Origin of the sequence: Nonomuraea sp. B19D2 (assembly GCF_040137845.1) — a bacterium.
GTDB lineage: Bacteria > Actinomycetota > Actinomycetes > Streptosporangiales > Streptosporangiaceae > Nonomuraea.
This window is the reverse complement of sequence record NZ_JBEFAK010000017.1, coordinates 145,005-164,241: the sequence shown is the minus strand read 5'-3', so window position 1 is coordinate 164,241 and position 19,237 is coordinate 145,005. Positions and strand designations below refer to the sequence as shown.

General features: G+C 68.3%; 17 protein-coding genes. 11 read left to right on the top strand and 6 right to left on the bottom strand.

What is annotated here, in order from left to right; genetic code table 11:
* Positions 1 to 4 precede the first annotated feature (4 nt).
* The 3 genes from ABN273_RS29635 to ABN273_RS29625 are packed head-to-tail and all read right to left on the bottom strand — an operon-like array spanning position 5 to position 2,501.
* On the bottom strand, positions 5 to 769 hold the full coding sequence (locus tag ABN273_RS29635) for an amino acid ABC transporter ATP-binding protein (RefSeq protein WP_349452325.1): 765 nt from the start codon (positions 767 to 769) through the stop codon (positions 5 to 7).
* Positions 766 to 1,617 (bottom strand): amino acid ABC transporter permease, encoded by an 852-nt coding sequence (locus ABN273_RS29630; protein WP_349452324.1) that lies wholly within the window; start codon positions 1,615 to 1,617, stop codon positions 766 to 768. Before ABN273_RS29630 ends, ABN273_RS29635 begins: the two co-directional genes overlap by 4 nt.
* Positions 1,614 to 2,501: an ABC transporter substrate-binding protein gene (locus tag ABN273_RS29625; RefSeq protein ID WP_349452323.1), complete on the bottom strand. Its 888-nt coding sequence runs from the start codon at positions 2,499 to 2,501 to the stop codon at positions 1,614 to 1,616. Before ABN273_RS29625 ends, ABN273_RS29630 begins: the two co-directional genes overlap by 4 nt.
* 221 nt (positions 2,502 to 2,722) lie before the next feature.
* Between ABN273_RS29625 and ABN273_RS29620 the strand changes: the two genes are divergently transcribed.
* Positions 2,723 to 3,649: a LysR family transcriptional regulator gene (locus tag ABN273_RS29620; RefSeq protein WP_349452322.1), complete on the top strand. Its 927-nt coding sequence runs from the start codon at positions 2,723 to 2,725 to the stop codon at positions 3,647 to 3,649.
* Positions 3,650 to 3,759: 110 nt separating this feature from the next.
* Here ABN273_RS29620 and ABN273_RS29615 read toward each other — a convergent pair whose 3' ends face one another.
* Positions 3,760 to 4,710 carry an aminotransferase class I/II-fold pyridoxal phosphate-dependent enzyme gene (locus ABN273_RS29615; RefSeq protein WP_349452321.1) on the bottom strand — a complete coding sequence of 317 codons (951 nt, stop codon included), beginning with the start codon at positions 4,708 to 4,710 and terminating at the stop codon, positions 3,760 to 3,762.
* Positions 4,711 to 5,028: 318 nt separating this feature from the next.
* Between ABN273_RS29615 and ABN273_RS29610 the strand changes: the two genes are divergently transcribed.
* Positions 5,029 to 5,886: a hypothetical protein gene (locus ABN273_RS29610; RefSeq protein ID WP_349452320.1), complete on the top strand. Its 858-nt coding sequence runs from the start codon at positions 5,029 to 5,031 to the stop codon at positions 5,884 to 5,886.
* A 76-nt stretch (positions 5,887 to 5,962) separates the two neighbouring features.
* Here ABN273_RS29610 and ABN273_RS29605 read toward each other — a convergent pair whose 3' ends face one another.
* Entirely contained in the window at positions 5,963 to 6,922 is a 960-nt protein-coding gene (locus tag ABN273_RS29605) for a GNAT family N-acetyltransferase (protein WP_349452319.1), read from the bottom strand.
* Positions 6,923 to 6,953: 31 nt separating this feature from the next.
* The gene (locus tag ABN273_RS29600; RefSeq protein ID WP_349452318.1) at positions 6,954 to 8,423 is read right to left on the bottom strand and encodes an LCP family glycopolymer transferase; all 1,470 of its coding nucleotides are present in this window, start codon (positions 8,421 to 8,423) and stop codon (positions 6,954 to 6,956) included.
* 165 nt (positions 8,424 to 8,588) lie between these two features.
* Between ABN273_RS29600 and ABN273_RS29595 the strand changes: the two genes are divergently transcribed.
* From ABN273_RS29595 to ABN273_RS29555, 9 genes are all read left to right on the top strand, one after another.
* On the top strand, positions 8,589 to 10,010 hold the full coding sequence (locus ABN273_RS29595) for a PI-PLC domain-containing protein (RefSeq protein ID WP_349452317.1): 1,422 nt from the start codon (positions 8,589 to 8,591) through the stop codon (positions 10,008 to 10,010).
* 68 nt (positions 10,011 to 10,078) lie between these two features.
* The gene (locus ABN273_RS29590) at positions 10,079 to 11,050 is read left to right on the top strand and encodes a LacI family DNA-binding transcriptional regulator (RefSeq protein WP_349452316.1); all 972 of its coding nucleotides are present in this window, start codon (positions 10,079 to 10,081) and stop codon (positions 11,048 to 11,050) included.
* Complete coding sequence (locus ABN273_RS29585; RefSeq protein WP_349452315.1) at positions 11,047 to 12,066, top strand: LacI family DNA-binding transcriptional regulator; 1,020 nt, start codon at positions 11,047 to 11,049, stop codon at positions 12,064 to 12,066. Before ABN273_RS29590 ends, ABN273_RS29585 begins: the two co-directional genes overlap by 4 nt.
* Positions 12,067 to 12,204: 138 nt before the next feature.
* Entirely contained in the window at positions 12,205 to 13,812 is a 1,608-nt protein-coding gene (locus ABN273_RS29580; RefSeq protein WP_349452314.1) for a type 2 periplasmic-binding domain-containing protein, read from the top strand.
* On the top strand, positions 13,812 to 14,774 hold the full coding sequence (locus tag ABN273_RS29575) for an ABC transporter permease (protein ID WP_349452313.1): 963 nt from the start codon (positions 13,812 to 13,814) through the stop codon (positions 14,772 to 14,774). The genes ABN273_RS29580 and ABN273_RS29575 overlap by 1 nt, the downstream gene beginning before the upstream one ends.
* Positions 14,771 to 15,694: a carbohydrate ABC transporter permease gene (locus ABN273_RS29570; protein ID WP_349452312.1), complete on the top strand. Its 924-nt coding sequence runs from the start codon at positions 14,771 to 14,773 to the stop codon at positions 15,692 to 15,694. The genes ABN273_RS29575 and ABN273_RS29570 overlap by 4 nt, the downstream gene beginning before the upstream one ends.
* Complete coding sequence (locus tag ABN273_RS29565) at positions 15,694 to 16,302, top strand: YesL family protein (RefSeq protein WP_349452311.1); 609 nt, start codon at positions 15,694 to 15,696, stop codon at positions 16,300 to 16,302. The genes ABN273_RS29570 and ABN273_RS29565 overlap by 1 nt, the downstream gene beginning before the upstream one ends.
* Positions 16,303 to 16,364: 62 nt before the next feature.
* Positions 16,365 to 18,329, top strand: a complete 1,965-nt coding sequence (locus ABN273_RS29560) for a glycoside hydrolase family 127 protein (RefSeq protein WP_349452310.1) — start codon at positions 16,365 to 16,367, stop codon at positions 18,327 to 18,329.
* An 81-nt stretch (positions 18,330 to 18,410) separates the two neighbouring features.
* The gene (locus ABN273_RS29555; RefSeq protein ID WP_349452309.1) at positions 18,411 to 19,214 is read left to right on the top strand and encodes an SAM-dependent methyltransferase; all 804 of its coding nucleotides are present in this window, start codon (positions 18,411 to 18,413) and stop codon (positions 19,212 to 19,214) included.
* The last annotated feature ends 23 nt before the right edge of the window (positions 19,215 to 19,237 follow it).

Below are 19,237 nucleotides of genomic sequence, written 5' to 3'. Positions count from 1 at the left end.
GGGGTCAGAGAACCTTGCTGAGGAATGCCCGGGTGCGCTCGTGCCGGGGTTCGCCGAGCACGGCGCCGGGGGGCCCGGATTCCACGACGACCCCGTCGTCCATGAAGACGATGGTGTCGCACACCTCGCGGGCGAATCCCATCTCGTGGGTGACGATGATCATCGTCATGCCGTCCGCGCGCACCAGATCGCGCATGACGTCCAGGACCTCGCCCACGAGTTCGGGGTCGAGGGCCGAGGTCGGCTCGTCGAACAGCATGAGATCGGGCCGCATCGCCAGGGCGCGGGCGATGGCCACGCGCTGCTGCTGGCCGCCGGACAGCTGGTCGGGGCGGCTGTGTGCCTTGTCGGCCAGTCCCACCCTGGCCAGCAGGCCCTGGGCGCGCTCGCGTACCTCGGCCTTCGGCTCCTTCTTGACCATGATCGGCGCCATCATGACGTTCTCGAGCGCCGTCATGTGCGGGAAGAGGTTGAAGCGCTGGAAGACCATCCCGATGTCCACCCGCTGGGCGGCGATCGCCTTGTCCGGCAGTTCGTAGACCTTTCCGTCACGCTCCTCGTAGCCGATCAGGCGGTCGCGGAAGTAGAGGCGACCGGCGTCGATGCGTTCGAGGTGGTTGATGCAGCGCAGGAAGGTGGACTTGCCGGACCCAGACGGGCCGATCAGAGCCAGCACCTCTCCCTCCGCGACCTCCAGGTCGATGCCTTTGAGGACGTCGAGCGTCCCGTAACGCTTGTGCACGCCTTCCGCGCGGATGAGGGTCTTCATCTGCTGAACCTGCGTTCGATGTAGTGCTGCCCGGCGTTCAGGACCGTCGTGGCCACGAGGTACCAGAAGCACGCCACTGTGAGCAGGGGGACCTGCTGGAAGTTCCTGGAGTAGATGCCCTGGATCGAGGTCAGGAGCTCTGGCACGGCGATGGCGAAGACGAGGGAGGTGGTCTTGAGCATGGAGACCGCCTGGTTGCCCGTCGGCGGGATGATGACCCGCATGGCCTGGGGAAGGATGATCTTCCGCAGGGTCTGGAAGCGGGTCAGGCCCAGGGCGTGGGCCGCCTCCGTCTGGCCGTGGTCGACGGAGGTGATGCCGGCCCGCACGATCTCGGCCATGTAGGCCGCCTCATGCAGGCCGAGGCCCAGCACCGCCGCGGTGAGCTGGGTGATGATCTGGTTGGTGTCGAACTCGAAGAACGTCGGCCCCCAGGGCACACCGAGCCCGATCTTCGGCACCACCGCGGACAGGAAGTACCAGAACAACAGCTGCACCAGCAGCGGCACGCCGCGGAAGATCCAGATGTAGAACGCGCTCAGCGCCGACAACAAGGGGTTGGGCGACATCCGCAGGACAGCCAGCACGACACCGCCCGCGACGCCGACGACCATGGCGAGCAGCGTGAGCAGCAGCGTGGTGCCGAGCCCGCTCAGGACCGCGGGGGAGAAGAGGTACTCGCCGACCACCTTCCACTCCATGCGCGGGTTGGCCACCCAGCCCTGCAGCAGGAAGATCACCAGGAAGCCGAGGACGACCGCGCTCACCCAACGCCCCGGATGGCGGAGCGGGACGGCCTGGATCCGCTCCCGCGGAGCCGGGGGTGCGGTCTGCCCGGTCGTGGTCACGACTCGCCGCCGTTGATCACGGCTTTGTCGAGGGCGCCCGACGACATCTTCCACTTGGCGAGGATCTTGGTGTAGGAGCCGTTGTCCATCAGCTTCTGCAGCGCCTGTTGCACGGCCTTGGCCAGGTTCTGGTCCTCCTTGTTGACGAGGATCCCGTACGGGAGGAAGCGGTAGGGCTCGCCCACCTGCTTCATCCGGCCACTGGACTGCTCGGCCTGGTAGGTGATGGTGGGTGTGCCACCGATGAAGGCGTTGGCCCGGCCGGTGGAGACGGCCTGCAGACAGCCGACCGTGTCGGGGAACACCAGCACCTGGACCGCGGGCTTGCCCGCATCCGTGCACTTCTTCTTCTGCTGCTCGGCGTCGTCGGCCTGGGCGGTGCCCTGCTCGACGGCCGCCGTCTTCCCGCAGAGGTCGTCGAGCGACTTGATCGCCTGAGCGTCCTTCTCCTGGACCAGGAGCGAGCTGCTGGTCTTGAAGTAGTCGACGAAGGTGACCTTCTCGCGGCGTTCCGGCTTGTCGAGCATCGCCTGGATGGCCAGGTCGTAGCGGCGTGCCTGCACGCCGGCGATGAGGCTGTCGAAGCTGGCCTGGCTGAACGTCACTTCGACGCCGAGCACCTGGCCGACGGCCTTCATCAGCTCGGGTTCCAGACCGATGACCGTCTTGTTGTCGGTGTCGAGGAATACCAGTGGTGGATAGTTGTGACCCGCCGCGACGTTGAGCGTGCCACTCGTTTTGATCTTGTCGGGCAGAAGGTCGTGGAGTTCCTGACTCTTCTGCTGCGCTGGGGCGGCCGCCTGGGAAGCGTCGCCTCCAGAACAAGCTGTCAGGGACAGGAGTCCCGCCAGGCCGAATGCGGCGGCTGCTTGGGTGAACCGCATCGCGCAGGACACCCCCTCTCGGGCTTAGTGCTACGTTCCGTAAACACAAATATTGGGGGTCCGTTTAGATACGACAAGGTGATCGAGCATGCGCATTGGTGCACATGCTGTTCAGTCCTGCTTATCCTTTTTCTCGATCTGACCAGCCAGCCGGGGATCGCATCGCCTTATGATGGTTCGCGGTCTGGTGATGCTAGTCGCCGGACTGTTAAGTTGTGTCGATGCTTACTCCGGTCCAGTTGCAGGCCATCCGTGAAGTGGTCGCCACCGGTTCGCTGAGGACTGCCGCCAAGCGACTCGGATTCACCCCGTCGGCCATCTCGCAGCAGGTCTCCTCGCTGGAGCGGACCCTGGGCGTGCAGCTGTTCGAGCGCCTGCCGCGCAGCATCCGGCCCACCGCTGCGGGGGCCGAGCTGGCCCGCAAGGCCGCCAGGCTGCTGGCCGAGCTCGAGGCGGCGGAGGAGGAGATGCGTTCCTTCGCCACGACCCACCGGGGCAGACTGCGGCTCGGCAGCTTCTGGTCCGCCGGATTCCGGCTGGTGCCCGCCGTACTGGCCGAGTTCCTTCGCGACCGTCCCAACGTGGACATCCGCTACGAGGAGGGCGATCCGCACCGGACCATCCCCGCTGTGAACGAGGGGCAGCTCGACCTGGCCGTGGTCTTCGAGTACGGCATGGTGCCGCACAGCCGGCCGAAGGACCTGACCATGACGTTGATCATGGAGGAGCCGCTCTACGTGCTCGTGCCGACCGGCCATCGGCTGGCGGCCAGGAAGCGCATCCAGTTCGGCGAACTGTCCGCCGAACGATGGATCTCCTACACCGAGGGGATGGACGCCTCACTCAACCTGTCACACATCTGCGCGGCCAGCGGCTTCGACCCCGACGTGCTGTTCCGCACCAACGACTACAACCTGCCCTTCGAGCTCGTACGCAAGGGGCTGGGGGTGGCGATCGTGCCGGAGCTGGCGATGATCGAGTCGCGCGACGTGTGCGTGTTCCGGCTCGGCGACCCCTCCCAGGTGCGCAGGGTCTTCACCGTGTGCCGCGCCACCGACCCGAACCCCCTGCTCGGCCACGCGACGAACATGCTCATCAACGCCGCGGAAGCCCTGCACCGGCGGACGGACCTCCCCGTCGCCGTATGAGCCCGGCACAGCGCCGGTGGCACCTGGACCCATGAGAACTCGTATCCGCCGGGCCTCATGCAACACGCCGCGACTTGTGATCCTCTTGGAGCTGGCTGGTTCCCGAGGCGTCAAGACCCTGCGGCACAGCCGTACACGCCTCGCAGGCGGCGTCCGGCGGCGGCGAACGCCGCCACGACACGTTCCAGCTGGGCCTCGGTGTGGGCGGCGGTGATGCTGACCCGGATGAGAGCCTGGCCGGGCGGGACACCGGGCGAGATCATGGCGGTGGTGAAGACGCCTTCGTCGAACAGCTCCCGCCACAGCTGGAAGCACCGCAGGTCGTCGCCGACCGGCACCGCTATGACCGGCCGATCGGAGGGGACGACCGCGTACCCCATCGCAGCCAGTTCCCTGCTCAACCGCTCGGCCGCCGTACGCAGGCGATGGCGGCGCTCCGGCTCCGTGGCGATGATCTCCAGGGCGGCCAGCGCGGCCGCGGCGCACGCCGGGGACAGCGCGGCCGTGAACACCATGGACCGCGCGTAGTGCCGCAGGTAGGCGATGATCTCCTCGGGGCCGGCCACCGCGCCCCCGAGGGTGCCCAGCGCCTTGGAGAAGGTGATGGTCGGCAGATCGACCGCGCCCAGGCGTACGGCGTCGATCAGGCAGGCGTGGACCAGCCGGTCGCCGATCACCGTGTCACCGGGCCCGATCAGCGCCTCGAGGGCGAGATTGGCCAGATAGCCCGCGCTGGTCACCATGACCGCCGCTCGTCCCAGGAAGCCCGCCAGCCGCGCTTCGAGCTCCTCGTGCAGAGCGAGCGGGCCGTTGCTGAGGCGTGAGCCGCCGCTGCCGGTGCCCAGCCGCCGCGTCGCCTCGACCGCCGCCTCCTTCACGCGTTCGTCGCCCGACAGGCCGAGGTAGTCGTTGGAGCCCGCCTGCACCAGCACCCGCCCGTCGATCACGACCTCGCCCCCACCCGGCCGCTCCTCGATCGCCTGGTAATAGGGATAGACGCCGAGGTCCTTCACGAACTGGTATGTCTCGGGCAGCCGGCATTTCGCGAACACGTCGACCATGGGCTCTCGCCTCCTGAGCGGGGATCCCGGTGTACGGCTCTCGCGAAGAAGTCTGCGTGACCGTCGCGAGCGTTGTGCGGTTGAGAGGGAGTTCGGCGGTCCGGAGGCTCATCCCGGCAAGCGGGCGGTGAGCGAGGGATGTCCCAAAGATGGCAACGTCCTGATCAGGAGGAGGGCAGGCGCCGCGCGCCGCGGCTGACGGCCTTGCCCGGATATGCCATCGTTGCTGGTCGCAGCAGCGCCCGGGAGCCGCCGTCGCACCGAACACGCCAGGGGCGCACTCGCGCCCGATCATGAGGAAGGCTGGCCAGCGGAGGCATGACCGGCAGGCGACAGATCCCGATCAGCAGCAGGAGCACGATCACCACCCGGAGCAGGCGGGGGAAGCGGCGCCGGGTGCGGCTGAGCGTCGCGCAGGTCGCCGGCGGCGCCCTGGCCGCGCTCACCGCCGCGATCGCGGCCTCCTACCTCGGGGTGGCGGGCACGGTGATCGGCGCGGCGGTGATGAGCGTGGCCACCACGGTCGGCACCGACATCTACGCCCAGTGCCTGCGGCGCACCGGCAACAAGGTCAGGCAGCACACCACGACCGGCTGGCGGAAGCGCTGGGGCCGGCCCGGAACCGCGCCGTCCGCCAAGCCGTCGCGTCCGCCGCGCGGGCGACTGGGGTGGCTCCGCCTGGGCGCAGGGGCTGCTCTGGTGTTCACGATCAGCTTCGGTGGCATCCTGATCTACCAGATCCTCGCCGGGCAGACGGTGGCCGACCAGGTGAACGTCAAGACCGGCGAGAAGGCCGAGCCGAGCAGGCGGCACGGCCCCAAGGAGCGGCGCACCGAACCCGTCCTGCGGCAGCCGCGCCCCCGCCCGGCCACGCCGACACCCTCTGGCGCTCGATCATCGCTCCCCTCGCCCACGCCGTCCCTGGCCGGCACGCAGGTCACCGCGACCGCTGCCCCGAGCGGCACGGTGTCCACCACGCCCCCGCACAGCCCGACGGCCGAACCGGCAGCCACACCACCCACCCCGGCACCCTCTGGGCAACCGTCTCTCGACAGCACGCCGCCCTCACCGGCACCCGTACCCGCGCCGGCAACGCGGGGGCATGGGAACGCGGGAGGATCGCTGGGGAAATCCCTGGGTGTCTCCCGGAGGCGTGAGGTCAGCCGCCGCGCATAGCGTCGTCGAATCGGACGGGGGAGTGCCATGGCGACGTACGGCATCGAGGCGATCAGGCAGGTAATGGGACGTGCAGTCAGAAAGCGCGCACGTAGGTGGTGACGGACTTGAAGGTGGCGAAACCGGCGCGCTCGTAGAGTGCGACCGCGCCCGTTCCGTTGGCGGCGTCGACGCTCAGCCCCGCAGTGCCGTACCCCTGGGCCTTGAACGAGGCGAGAGCATGCGCGATCAGCGCGCTCGCCACGCCCTTTCCGCGCCACTCCTCGACGGTGGCGACGATCTGGATCCAGGCCTCGCGCACGCCGGCGGCCGCCGTGTCCGCCTCCCGGTAGTGGGTCAGCAGGCAGCCCACCGCGGTCCCGTCAGCCGTGGCCAGGAACGAGCCTTCGGGGCGGAAGTCGGTTGTGCCGGTGATGAGGCGCTTCCAGCTGTCCGGGGTGTGCGGTGTGCTGCCCCAGTGCTCGCGGAAGGCGGCGTTGCGTACCATGCGGGCCTGTTCGTCGAGCGCCGGCGTCCAGGTGACGATCGTGACTCCGTCGGCAACCCGCGGCGGCGGGACCGGCGCGGCCAGATCGCGCCGCCTGCTCTGGAAGACGCGCGTGGGGGAGAACCCTGCCTCGTCAGCGAGCTTGGCCAGGTCATGGTTGCCGTCATGGACGTGCAGGTGGAGATGGAGAGGTTTGCCGGGGTAGTGCCTTTCGTGCAGCATGGGGGCGGTCTTGAGAGACCAGTCGATGATCCGTCTGCCGTAGCCGCGCCTGCGGTGGTCAGGGTGCACGCCGCCGCCCCATAGCTCCATCAGGTGGACGGGGTCCGCCGTCTGCCTGACCGGGGCCAGCCCGAGCGCGACGATCCGGCCGTCGCGCCTGGCGGCGAGCGTGCCCTCCGGCAGGTTGAGCAGTGGATTGGCCAGGCGCTCTGCCATCTGCTCCACGGTGGCGTGGCTGCCGGTCCTGTCCACCGCCTCGACGGCGGCGGCGAACTCGGCCCAGGCCGGCGCGTCATGCGTGGTGAGCGGTCCCCACTTCACATCCATGATCTCAGGCTAGGACAAAGGGCCCGTGTGGCTAGGTTCCCTTCTTGGCGGGCACGCATGACGAGCCCAGCGTGTCCAGCTGGCCGGATTGCTCGGTGCGTGGACGCGGCGAGCGCGTGGCGGTAGCCGTACTGGTCGGAGAAGGGGTGGCTGGTGCGGTGCGGACCGCCTGTGCCGACCCGCGGGAGCGCGCGATGGCAACCCTTGCCGCCCGGCGGATGCGCGGAAAATCCGGGTAGGCCGGGTTGTACGCGGGCGGAACGAAGTTCAGCTTGGACACGCGGGCGTTCTTGACCTGCTGGGCGAGCGGCACCAGGTCCTGCAGCAGGTCAAGCGGGATGTCGGTGCGGAAGGTCTGCTTGGCCGCGTGGGCCAGGGCGTTGAACTTCAGCAGCACGTTGCTCGGGTTGAGCTGGGTGAGCATGGCGTTCATCACGCACTGCTGGCGGCGCATCCGGGTGCGGTTGTCGCCGCCCGCGCAGGTGCTGCCCGGATGGTCGCGGGCCCGGCCGTACCAGAGGGCCTGGGTGCCGTTGAGGGTGCGGGTGCCGGCCTTGACCACGCCGCCGTCGGCGCGGCCCACGCCGTAGCAGATGTCCTGCTCGACATTGATCGTGACGCCGCCGAGAGCGTCGATCAGACGCGCCACGCCCCACATGTTGACGAGCATGTAATAGTCGATCTTGAGGCCGAGGATCTGGCCGAGCGCGCCCTTGACCGCCTCCGGGGCGCGGGTGGGGGAGTGGCCGGCGACCTCGGGGTGCGTGTCGGCGTAGGCCCAGATGCCGTTGATCAGGTCGGCGGAGCCGCGGCCCTGGCCCGGTGGCAGCCAGAAGTTCTTCGGCGGCGGGAACCGCTTGGCCAGCATGGAGCCCGGCGGGAACGGCGCGTTCTCCATCTCGCGCGGCAGCGCGAAGACCACCGAGTCGCCCGTGCGGACGTCGATGCTGACCACGTTGATGCTGTCGGTGCGGATGCTCACCCCCTTGCGCGAGCCCGCGCCGTCGCCGCCCAGCAGGGCGATGTTGAGCCGATTGCGCCCTCGCCACGGGTCCTTGTGATCGACCGGCTGGGAGGGCGAGGAGTTGAAGACGGCGCCGAGTGCGTCGTTGGAGGTGTGGGCGGTCGTGGCGACCAGTCCGAAGGGCAGCGCCACGGCCACCGACAGCACGCCCGCGACGGCGCCCGTCCCGACCTGGCCCCGCCTGCCGAGCCTGCCGGGGCGCAGCACGATGTAGGAGCTGATCACGACCGCGGCCCAGCCCAGCCCGGCCACCGCGCACAGGACTATGAGCACGGCCAGCCAGGTCGGGTCAAGGAGCAGACCCGCCAGTGCCTTGCCGTTGATCAGCGCGACCATGACGCCGACCAGCAGCACCCCGAAGATCCCCACCATGATCAGACCGGTACGCCTGCGCCCGGCGCGCAAATGCGCGGCACCCGGCACAACGATCGACGCGAGCGTCCAGCCGATCACGGACGGAGCAGTCCACCTGCGCATCCGCTCTCCCCCTGGGCAACATTTGCCCCATCGTGCAAGGAATTTAGCAAATTGGGATGCCGGAGGTGCCGATGTAGATCAAAAGGGTCATCAAGTTCGGGGCGCGAGCGGGCCCGAGCGCGTGATCGTATTGTCGGAGATCACCCCCGATGTGAAGATCAGAGAATGCCTCGTTCAAGAACGGTCCTGCCGGTGCTTGCCGTCGTCGCGTCCGCGCTGCTGATCAGTGCAAACGCCGAGGCGTCGGCGGACCCGCCGTTACCCTCGGCGATCTTCCGCGCCACGCACAACAGCTACTCGGGCAACGTCGACGGCGCCAGGAGCTCGATCGCCTACCAGCTCGACCACGGCATTCGCGTCATCGAACTCGACATACACGACAACGACTACGCCGCCGCACGCGACTACTCCATCGGCCACGACTCCCCGGGCAACCTGGTCGATCACACGGGAAACCCCGCCTCGAACCTCCTGCGCGACTGGCTCAACGTGATCAACACCTGGTCCACGCAGCACCCCACCGCCGCACCGATCGTCGTCGCGCTCGACATCAAAGACGACCTGACCGACAACGCCTCGTACGCCGCGGGCAACCTGGCCGCGCTCAACCAGGAGCTCGCCTCCGTCTTCGGCACGCGGCTGTTCCGGGCTGAGGACTACCCGGCGAGCCCGCCGACGGTGGACGCGCTGCGCGGCCGGGTGCTCCCGGTGATCTCCGGCGACGGCAAGACCCGCACCCTGTACAAACGCGACATCGGCTACCACCCGGCCGTCGCGATCAACGGCCGCGGCCAGGTCGTGGAGGTGCATGACTCGGGCGCGGGCGCGCTCTGGTACTGGACCGGCACGTACGGAGCCGACGGCCGCGTGAACTGGCTACGCCACGGCAAGTACGACAACGGCGTCACGCCGGCGGTCGCACTGAACGACAACGGCGACCTGATCGAGGTCCACCAGTCCGAGAACGCGACCACGCTGTGGTACCGAGTCGGCCATCTCGGCGCCGATGGCGAGATCACCTGGTCGTCCAGCCGCCGCTACGATGACGGCGTGCTGCCGACGGTCAGGTTCACCGACGCGGCAGGCACCCAGGTACGCGAGATACATCGCAGCCAGAGCAGCAGCCAGAACTGGAATTGGCACGGCGTGCTCAACGCCGGCGCGATGACGGTCTCGTGGAGCGGCAACGCCAAGACCTCCGACGCCCGCTACGACAAGACCACCTCCGCCAGCGGCACGTCACGTGTGCACGTGTGGACCGGCGCCGACGGCCCGACCCCCTCCCAGACCCTGCGGCTGGACACCGACAGGCACACCGGCGACCGCATCCGCTACCAGCAGACGGCCTTCGACGAGTTCCAGCAGGGCGACAGCGCGGAACTCCAGCAGGGCGCGCTGTTCTACGCGGCGCCCGCCACCGCGTCCTCGTTCATCACCGCGGCACGGCAGGCCGGGCGGCTCGTGCGCGGCTGGGACTTCGACTCGGCGGGCAACGCCACCGACCCGCCGGCCACTTATCCGGCCACCAACTACCCGTACCGCACCTGGTACCAGGACCTCCTCACCCGATCCGGGGCTGTCGAGTGATCCGGTAGGCGCGCGCCTTTGCCGTATATCGAATTCTGGCAGACGCTGCCGTGACCTACGCTGTACGCATGCGCGTGACGATGCGGGAGGTGGCGGATCGGGCCGGCGTCTCGATCAAGACCGTCTCGCGTGTGGTGAATGGCGAACCGCACATCCGCCCGGAGAAGGTGCGGCGGGTGCACGCGGCGATCGACGAGCTCGGCTGGGTGCCCAACCGGACTGCCCGGGCGCTCAGGACCGGGCTGATCGGGGTGGTGGGCATCGCCGTCACCGAGCTGCGCCGCCCGTATCTCGCGACTCTCGTCGAGGCGCTCGTCACCGAGGCGGATCGCCGCGGAATGCTCGCCGCCGTCGAGCCGACGCACGGCGATCCGGCCCGGCTGGAGGCGGTACTCGCCGCCCGGGGGAAGACGTTCGACGGCGTGGTGCTCATCGGCCCGACAGCCCTGGTCGCCGATGGGTTGGACGACCGGCCGATAGTGGTTGTGCAAGGTGGTGCGGTCGGGGTGGACAGCGTCGATGAGGACGTCGCGGAGGCGGCGGCGCTGGTGGCTCGCCACCTCGCCGTGATGGGCCGGTCCCGCCCGGCTCTGCTCGGAGCGGATCAGGCTCGGATGCGCATGGCACTCGCCGAATCCGGCATCGACCCGGCCGCCGTACCGTGTGTGGATCTCGGTGAGGTGGCCGACCGGCGCGCGGGCGCGCGAGCCGCCGTACAGGTGCTGGCGGAGCACCCGGACGTCGACGCGCTGCTGTGCGCCAACGACGAGGTGGCGCTCGGGGCTCTCGCGGCGCTCGTCAAGCATGGAGTGGATGTTCCGGGACGGGTGGCGGCCGTGGGATACGGCAACCTGGAGGACGGACGGTTCTCGACGCCGTCGCTGACCACGATCGACCCCGGGCCTGCCCGGTTGGCGCGCAGCGCGCTGGAGCTGCTCGCCGATCGCCTCGCCGGCACGGCGCCGCGACAGCCGCGCGTGGTCGTGTCGCCGGTCGAGCTGGTACGACGTGAGTCCACGCTCGGCCGGGGTCCGCGATGAAGCGCCCCACGCTCGCGGATGTCGCCGTGCTGGCCGGAGTCTCGGCGAAGACCGTGTCCAACGTGCTCCTCGGCCGCCCGCATGTCTCGGCCGCCACCCGGGCCAAGGTCCAGGCCGCGATCGAGGAGGTCGGCTACGAGGCGGGACATGCCACGAGCCAGGCCGGACGCGGGCTCGCCTCGGGCCGGACCGGCCGGATCGCCGTCGTCGTGCCGAACCTCTACCAGCCGTACTTCGCGGAGAACGCAGAGCGCCTCATCCTGGCCCTGGCCGAGCGCGGGTTCACCAGCACGCTGCGGATCGCCCACGGCGGGGCCGGTGAACGCGACGCGGTGCTCGGCTTGACGACCACCGACGTCGACGGCGTCATCATCTGCCCGCACCACCTGACCGACGATCTGCTCGCCGGCGCCGTCCCGCGGTGCCCGACGGTGGCCCTCGGCGGCGGGCCGATCAAGACGCTTGACTGCGTGCTGATGGGGGAGTACGCGGGGTTCGTGGCGATCACCCGGCATCTGCTGGCCACCGGCCGGCGCCGGCTGGCGTTCGTCTGGAACGGTCCGGTTGGCGCCGTCCCGACCGGCGACCGGTACTCCGGTTTCCTCGCCGCCCTGGCGGAGTACGGCATCGAGCATGACCCGTCGCTCGTCGCCAACAGCTCGGACTGGGACCGCCGGGCCACGGGTTACGAGGCGATGGTGGGGCTGCTGCGGCGCTCCGGCCCCGAGTTCGACGCCGCGGTGTGCGTCAACGACACGATGGCCGTGGGCGTGCTGAAAGCCCTGCACGCGCACGGGATCCGCGTCCCCGAGGACGTCGCGGTCACCGGCTTCGACGACACGGACGAGGGCGAGTTCACCATCCCGTCGCTGTCGTCGGTGAGCCCCGATCAGGGCTCGATGGTGGCCGCCGCCGTACGCCTGCTCATCGAGCGCCTTGACGGTTACGACGGCGAGGCCCGGCAGATGCATACCGGCACGCACCTGCTGATCCGGGACTCATCCGCGTCGGCCTGACCTACCCTCACCTGTTGATTTACCTATTTGTCCCACTTGTTGTCTCGTCGTTGACATCGCTGAACGAATGTCCCTAACATCGCTGAAACATTCACCGAGACCTCGGTCACCCCCTCCGTCCCCCCTTAGGAGGACCGCATGGCCACCTCACCCTTCCTGTCCCGCCGGGCTTTCGTCGTCGCGGCCGGAGCAGCGGGCCTCACCGCACTCGCCGGCTGTTCCGGCAAGAGCTCCAACAGTGATCCGAACACGCTGCGGATCGCGGTCAGCAAGCATCCGCTGACCAAGCCGATAAGCACGATGGAGTGGCCCAAGCAGCTGGAGAAGATCGCGGGAGTGAAGATCCAGTGGCAGGAGATCTCGGCCGACTGGGACCAGAAGAAGTCCACCATGCTGGCGGCCGGCGACGTGCCGGACCTGATCGTCGGCACCAATGCGATCACGAATTCCGACCTGGGCACGTACCGGACGCTGTTTGAGAACCTGGCCGACGACCTGGACGCGTTGCCGAACGTGAAGGCGCTGTTCGCGGCGAAGCCGCAGCTGAAGTCGATGGCCACGTTGTCCACCGGCGAGATCTACTCGGTCCCCGGCTACAAGCGGTTCTGGCCGACGACCGTCACCCACCAGTACATCAACAAGCAGTGGCTCGACCGTCTCGGCCTGAAGGTCCCGACCACCTGGGACGAGTTGTTCACCGTTCTTGTCGCCTTCAAGGAACAGGACGCGAACGGGAACGGCGACAAGAACGATGAGATCCCGATGGACTGGTCGCCCGTCGGCACGGGCGGCTTCGGGTACTTCCAGCCCAGTGTGCTGCTCGGCAGCGTCGGCCTGCCGATCGCGGGCGGCGGTGGCCAGGGCTACTTCCTCGAGGACGGCAAGGTCGGCAATTTCCTCGTCGACGAGCGCTACAAGCGGGTGATCCAGTTCATCCACCGTTGCTACGCCGCGGGCCTGGTCAGCAAGAACGTCATGACGCAGGACTACTCGGCGTACCAGGCGGTCGGGCGCGGCTCCGGCAAGGTGGCCAAGGTCGGCTTCAGCTGGGGCTGGACGGCCAGTGACCGGTTCGGCGCCGAGCTGGCCGACCAGTACGTGGCGATGGCGCCGCTGCTCGAGAAGGCCGGCCAGACCACGCCGGTGGCCTGGTCGTACGACTCCAACAGCGAGAACTTCCCGTCGAACCAGATCGTCATGTCCGCGAAGACGGGCAACAAGCAGGCAGCGCTCAAGATCATCAACGCCTTCTACGACAAGGAGATGTCGCTGCAGGTGCTGTGGGGCGATCTCGGCAAGTACGTCAAGAAGGTCAGCGACAAGGAGTACGAGGTGCTCCCGCCGGCCGACCCCAAGACCGACCCGTCGACCTGGAAGTGGACGGTCACGATCGCCGACGCCGGCCCGACCTGGATCCGGGACGACATCGAGGTGAAGCTGCCGACCGACCTGGACGAAGCCGTCGAACAGACGAAGCCGCTGCAGGCGGCTCTGGAGAACATGGACGTGAAAAAGGACGTCTACCCGTTCCAGTTCATCCAGATGACGCCGGACGACACCAACCAGCTGGCGCTGAACAACACCACGATCCTCAACGGCACGATGACGAAGTTCGCCGAGTGGATCACCAAGGGCGGCATCGAGGATCAGTGGGACAAGTACGTCCAGCAGATCCAGAGCTCCGGCCTGCAGAAGAACATCGACGTCTACCAGCGCTACTACGACGAGTACGTGAAGACGCACTGATGACGGAATCGCTCGTCGCAGCTCGCAAGCCGGTGGCCGGCACCCGGAGGCGTGCCGGCCTGGGCCTCGGCCGGCATGTCAGCAGGTACTGGCAACTGTGGCTCATGGTCCTGCCGGCCGTGGGGTTCATCGCCCTGTTCATGTACGTCCCGATGTACGGGATCCAGCTGGCCTTCCGGGAGTTCGACTTCACCGCGGGTCTCACCGGCGGGAAATGGGCCGGCCTGAAGTACTTCCAGCAGTTCTTCGACAGCCCGCTGTTCTGGCCGTTGCTGCGGAACACGTTCGTCATCAGCATCACCACGCTCGTGGTGGGCTTCTTCGCGCCGATCGCGCTGGCGCTGATGATCAACCAGATCGCCGGCGGCCGGCGCAAGAAGTTCATGCAGACGGCGACGTACCTGCCGCACTTCATCTCGATCGTGGTCATCGTCGGAATGCTGCAGGCGTTCCTCAACCCGTCCACCGGACTGCTCACCCAGGTCTTCGCCTTCTTCGGCCTCGACGAGGTGAACCTCCTCGGCGACACCTCGGCCTTCGTGCCGGTGTATGTGATCTCCGACGTGTGGCAGCACTGCGGGTGGAACAGCATCATCTACCTCGCCGCGCTGTCGCGGGTCGACCCCCAGCTGTACGAGGCGGCCAAGGTGGACGGCGCGAACCGGCTGCAGCTCATCCGGCACGTCGACGTCCCGAGCATCGTGCCGACCATGGTGATCCTGCTCATCCTCACCATGGGCGGCGTACTGAACACCGGTTTCGAGAAGGTGTGGCTGATGCAGAACACCCTGAACCTGCCGGTGTCCGAGGTGATCGCGACGTACGTGTACAAGATCGGCATCTTCAGCACGCAGTTCAGCTACGCCACCGCGATCGGCCTGTTCAACACGGTCATCAACTTCGTGTTCCTGATCGCCGCCAACGCGATCGCCCGCCGCGTATCGAACTGGAGCCTGTGGTGAGCGGAACCTACCTGCAGAGCAAGGGATTCTTCCGCAACAGGACACCGGGCGACGTCGTCTTCATGCTCGCGCTCGGCGCGATCTGCGTGGCGGTCCTGTTCGCGGTGATCTACCCGGTCTACTTCGTGGTGATCGCGTCCGTGAGCAATCCGTCGCTGATCTCCACCGGTGAGGTGTGGCTGTGGCCGAAAGGCATCAGCTTCTTCGGGTATGAGCAGATCTTCAACGACGACCGGATCTGGACGGGCTATCGCAACACGTTGCTCTACAGCGTGGTCGGAACCGCGCTGAACCTCGTCGTGACCATCCCCGCGGCGTACGCCTTGTCGCGGCCGGAGTTCCGTCCGCGGCGGATCCTCATGTTGTTCTTCGTGTTCACGCTGTTCTTCAACGGCGGTCTGATCCCGACCTACCTGCTCTATCGCGATCTCGGCCTGCTGGACAACTGGCTGGTCTTCGTCCTGCCGTCCGCGGTGAACGTCTACAACCTCATCATCGCCCGCGCGTTCTTCGAGCACTCCCTGCCGAAGGAGCTGTTCGAGGCGGCGTTGCTCGACGGCGTGTCCTACCTGCAGTACTTCGCCAAGGTCGCGCTGCCGTTGTCCAAGGCGATCATCTCGGTCATCGGCCTGTACTACCTGGTCCAGCACTGGAACGACTTCTTCACCGGGCTGGTGTTCGTCCGCGACAACAGCCTGCAACCGCTGCAGATCGTGCTGCGTGACATTCTCCTTTCCAATCAGGCGTTCGCCGGTGGCGCCGGAACCGGCGGAGGCAGCGGCGTCGGCTACGACCAGCAGTACGCCGACCAGATCAAGTACGGCGTGATCGTCGTCTCGAGCCTCCCGGTCCTGGTGCTCTACCCGTTCCTGCAGCGCTACTTCGAGAAGGGCGTACTCATCGGGTCGGTGAAAGGCTGATGAAACGCGTCCTCACCTGGCACACGAGGGCGGGCGAGGTCGGCCTGCTGCTGGTCAAGCTGCACCTGCTGTGGATCGTCTGGAGCCTGGCCGGCGGCATCGTGCTCGGCGTCTTCCCCGCGACCGCCGCGGTGTACGGCGTCATCCGCGGCGAGTTCCTGAACTCAGCCGCACCTCGCGAGTTCCGCCGGCTCTGGCGGCAGGAGTTCCGCACCGCCAACGTGGTGGGCTATGTCTTCGCGGCGGCCTGGGCGGTGCTCCTGCTGGACCGGCGGCTGCTGGAAGCCGCCGACCTCGGTGTCGTCGAGCCGTTGCTCGGTGCGGTGCTCTGGCTCATGACGCTGTTCGTGTCGTGCATGACCGTGAACGTCTGGATCCTCGCCGCCCACTTCGCTGAAGGACCGTTCGCGCTCGTCCGCCGGAGCGCGATCCTCGTCCTCGCCCGCCCGGTCCAGGCGCTCGTCACGCTGCTCGTGGTCGGCGTGATCCTCTGCGCGTACTACCTCGTCCCGGGGCTGGTCCCGGTCTTCGGCGTCGCCGTACCGGCCTTCGCCTCTTTCGCCTACGTCTGGGGCACCGCGGTCCTGCCAACGGCTTCGGGCGCGTGAGGGTCTGCCCCGCTGCCGCTCAATGACCTGCCATTTCATAACCACCGTGTTTGGAGCCTTTTGTGACCATCACCCCAACCGCTGCTGTGCGGGCTCGTACCCCGCTGCCGCTGACCGCGGTCACCATTGATGACGGGTTCTGGGCGCCGCGCCGTGAGCTGATCCGTACCCGTACGTTGCGGCACCAGGAAGGCCAGATGCGCCGGCCCGGCCAGCAGTTCGACGCCTTGAGCCTGTCCTGGCGGCCGGGGGACCCGCATGAGCCGCACATCTTCTGGGAGAGCGACGTCGCCAAGTGGATCGAGGCCGCCAGCTACTGCCTGGCCACCACCGATGACCCCGAGCTCGATCAGGCCGTCGACGAGGCGATCGAGCTGCTGGCCGGCGCGCAGCAGGACGACGGCTACCTCAACGTGTACTTCACCGTCGTCAAGCCGGGACAACGCTTCACCGACCTCCGCGACGCCCACGAGCTGTACTGCGCCGGCCATCTCATCGAAGCCGGTGTCGCCCACTTCGAGGCGACCGGCAAGACGCGGCTGCTCGACATCGTGCGCCGCTACGCCGACCTGATCGACACCGTCTTCAGCCCCGACGGCCCCTGCGCCGGCGGCTACTGCGGGCACCAGGAGATCGAGCTCGCGCTGGTCAAGCTCTACCGCGCCACGGGTGAGCGCCGCTACCTCGACCTCAGCCGGCGCCTCATCGACTGGCGCGGACACCAGCCCTACTACTTCGAGCTCGAGCTGCAGCGCCGCGGCACCCCCGGCTACTTCGGCACCACACTCCCGCGGCGGCCCGAGGACGTGCAGCGGTTCCGGGAGTACAACCAGAGCCACCTGCCCGCGGTCGACCAGGCCGAGGTCGTCGGCCACTCGGTCCGCGCGATGTACATGTACAGCGCGATGACCGACCTGGCAGGCGAGTACGACGACGACCGGCTGCTCCAGGCCGTGCGGCGGCTGTGGGCCAGCCTCACCACCAAGAAGCTGTACGTCACCGGCGGACTCGGCTCCGACCCCCGCATCGAGGGCTTCGGACCCGACTACCACCTGCCCGACGCGCACGGCTACGCCGAGACCTGCGCCGCGATCGGCCTCGTCCAGTGGGCGCAGCGGATGAGCAACCTCACCGGCCACGGCCACTACATCGACACCCTCGAACGCGCCCTGTACAACGGCGTGCTCAGCGGCGCCTCCGCCGACGGCACCCACTACTTCTACGGCAACCCCCTGGCCAGCGACGGCACCGTCACCCGGCAGGAATGGTTCGACTGCGCCTGCTGCCCGCCCAACCTGGCCCGGCTGCTCAGCGAACTCGGCCGCTACGTCTACGCCCAAGGCAGCAACGAAGCCGTCGTCAACCTCTACGTGGCCGGCACCGCCCGCTTCACCCTCACCGCCGGTGAGGTCATCCTGCGCCAGGACACCCGCTACCCCCACGACGGCCGCCTGGCGGTCACCGTCACCCCCGCCGCCGACGAGGCCGAGTTCACCCTGGCCGTCCGCATCCCCGACTGGAGCCGGCAACCTGCCGTCACCGTCAACGGCGAACCCGTTCACCAGCCCACGCTCCGTGACGGCTACCTCGTCCTCTCCCGCAGCTGGCGGAGCGGCGACACGGTCGAGATCGACCTCGACATGGCGGTCCGCCGGACCTGGGCGCACCCCGCCGTCGCCTCGGCCGCCGGCAGACTCGCCCTCGAACGCGGGCCGGTCGTGTTCTGCCTGGAAGGCGTCGACCACGACTGCGCCGTACACACTCTCTCGCTCGCCCGCGACGTCCCCATCCGCGCCGTCCCCGACGAGCGGACCGGCGTCGTCACCCTGCACGCCGAAGCCACCGCCGAAGCCACCGCCGAAGCCACCGCCGAAGCCACCGGTGGCGACCAGCTGTACAGCGACCGCCCACCCGCTCGACGCGGCGCCGCGCTGACCGCCGTGCCCTACTTCTCCTGGGCCAACCGCGGCCTCTCCGACATGACCGTCTGGATCCGCGACGGCGGTCCCGGCGCGATGCCGGCATAAACCGCGTTTCGCCCGCCCGCGCCCGGAGCCCCTATGATCATCGGTAGCTGGAAGGCCGGAGCCGCGAGAAAGGACCGTCCGGTGGCGGACAACTTGGACGCATGGAAGGCCAGCATCGACACGACCAGGCCCAGCATCGCCAGGGCTTATGACGTTGTCCTGAACGGCAAGGATAACTTCGAGGTCGACCGCGCCTTCGTCGCCGAGATCGTGAAGGTCGTCCCCGAGATCTACGACGTGGCGACCTACAACCGGGAGATCCTCGGCCGAGGTGTGCGGTTCATGTGCGCCGAAGGTGTCAGCCAGTTCATCGACCTCGGCTCGGGTCTGCCGACCGTCGAGAACACCCACCACGTGGCGCAGCGGGCGAACCCGCAGGCGAGGGTGGTGTACGTCGACAACGACCCGATGGTGCTGGCACACGGGCGGGCGCTGCTGGCGGAGAACGAGAACACCTCGGTCGTCACCTCCGACCTGCGCGACCCCGCGGCGATCCTCGCCGACCCGGCCGTTCGCAAGCTCATCGACTTCGACCGGCCGGTGGGCGTGATGCTGGTCGGCATCCTGCACCACCTGCACGACGACGAGGACCCCAAGGGGATCGTCGAGGCGTACATGGAGGCGGTGCCGCCGGGCAGCCATCTGTTCGTCACGCACTTCTGCGACTCCAGCCAGGAGGCCCGGGACGCGGAGAAGAAGTACCTCGCGCTGCTCGGCACCGGACGGTTCCGGACCCCGGAGGAGATCACCGCGTTCTTCGACGGCTACGAGCTGCTGGAGCCGGGCGTCGTGCCGCTGCCGCTGTGGCGGCCGGACGGGCCGGTGCCGAGCCACCTGAGCGTGGGCCAGCGGCTCATGTACGGCGGCATCGCCCGCAAGGGATAGCGGAACCGCCAGGACGGACGGCA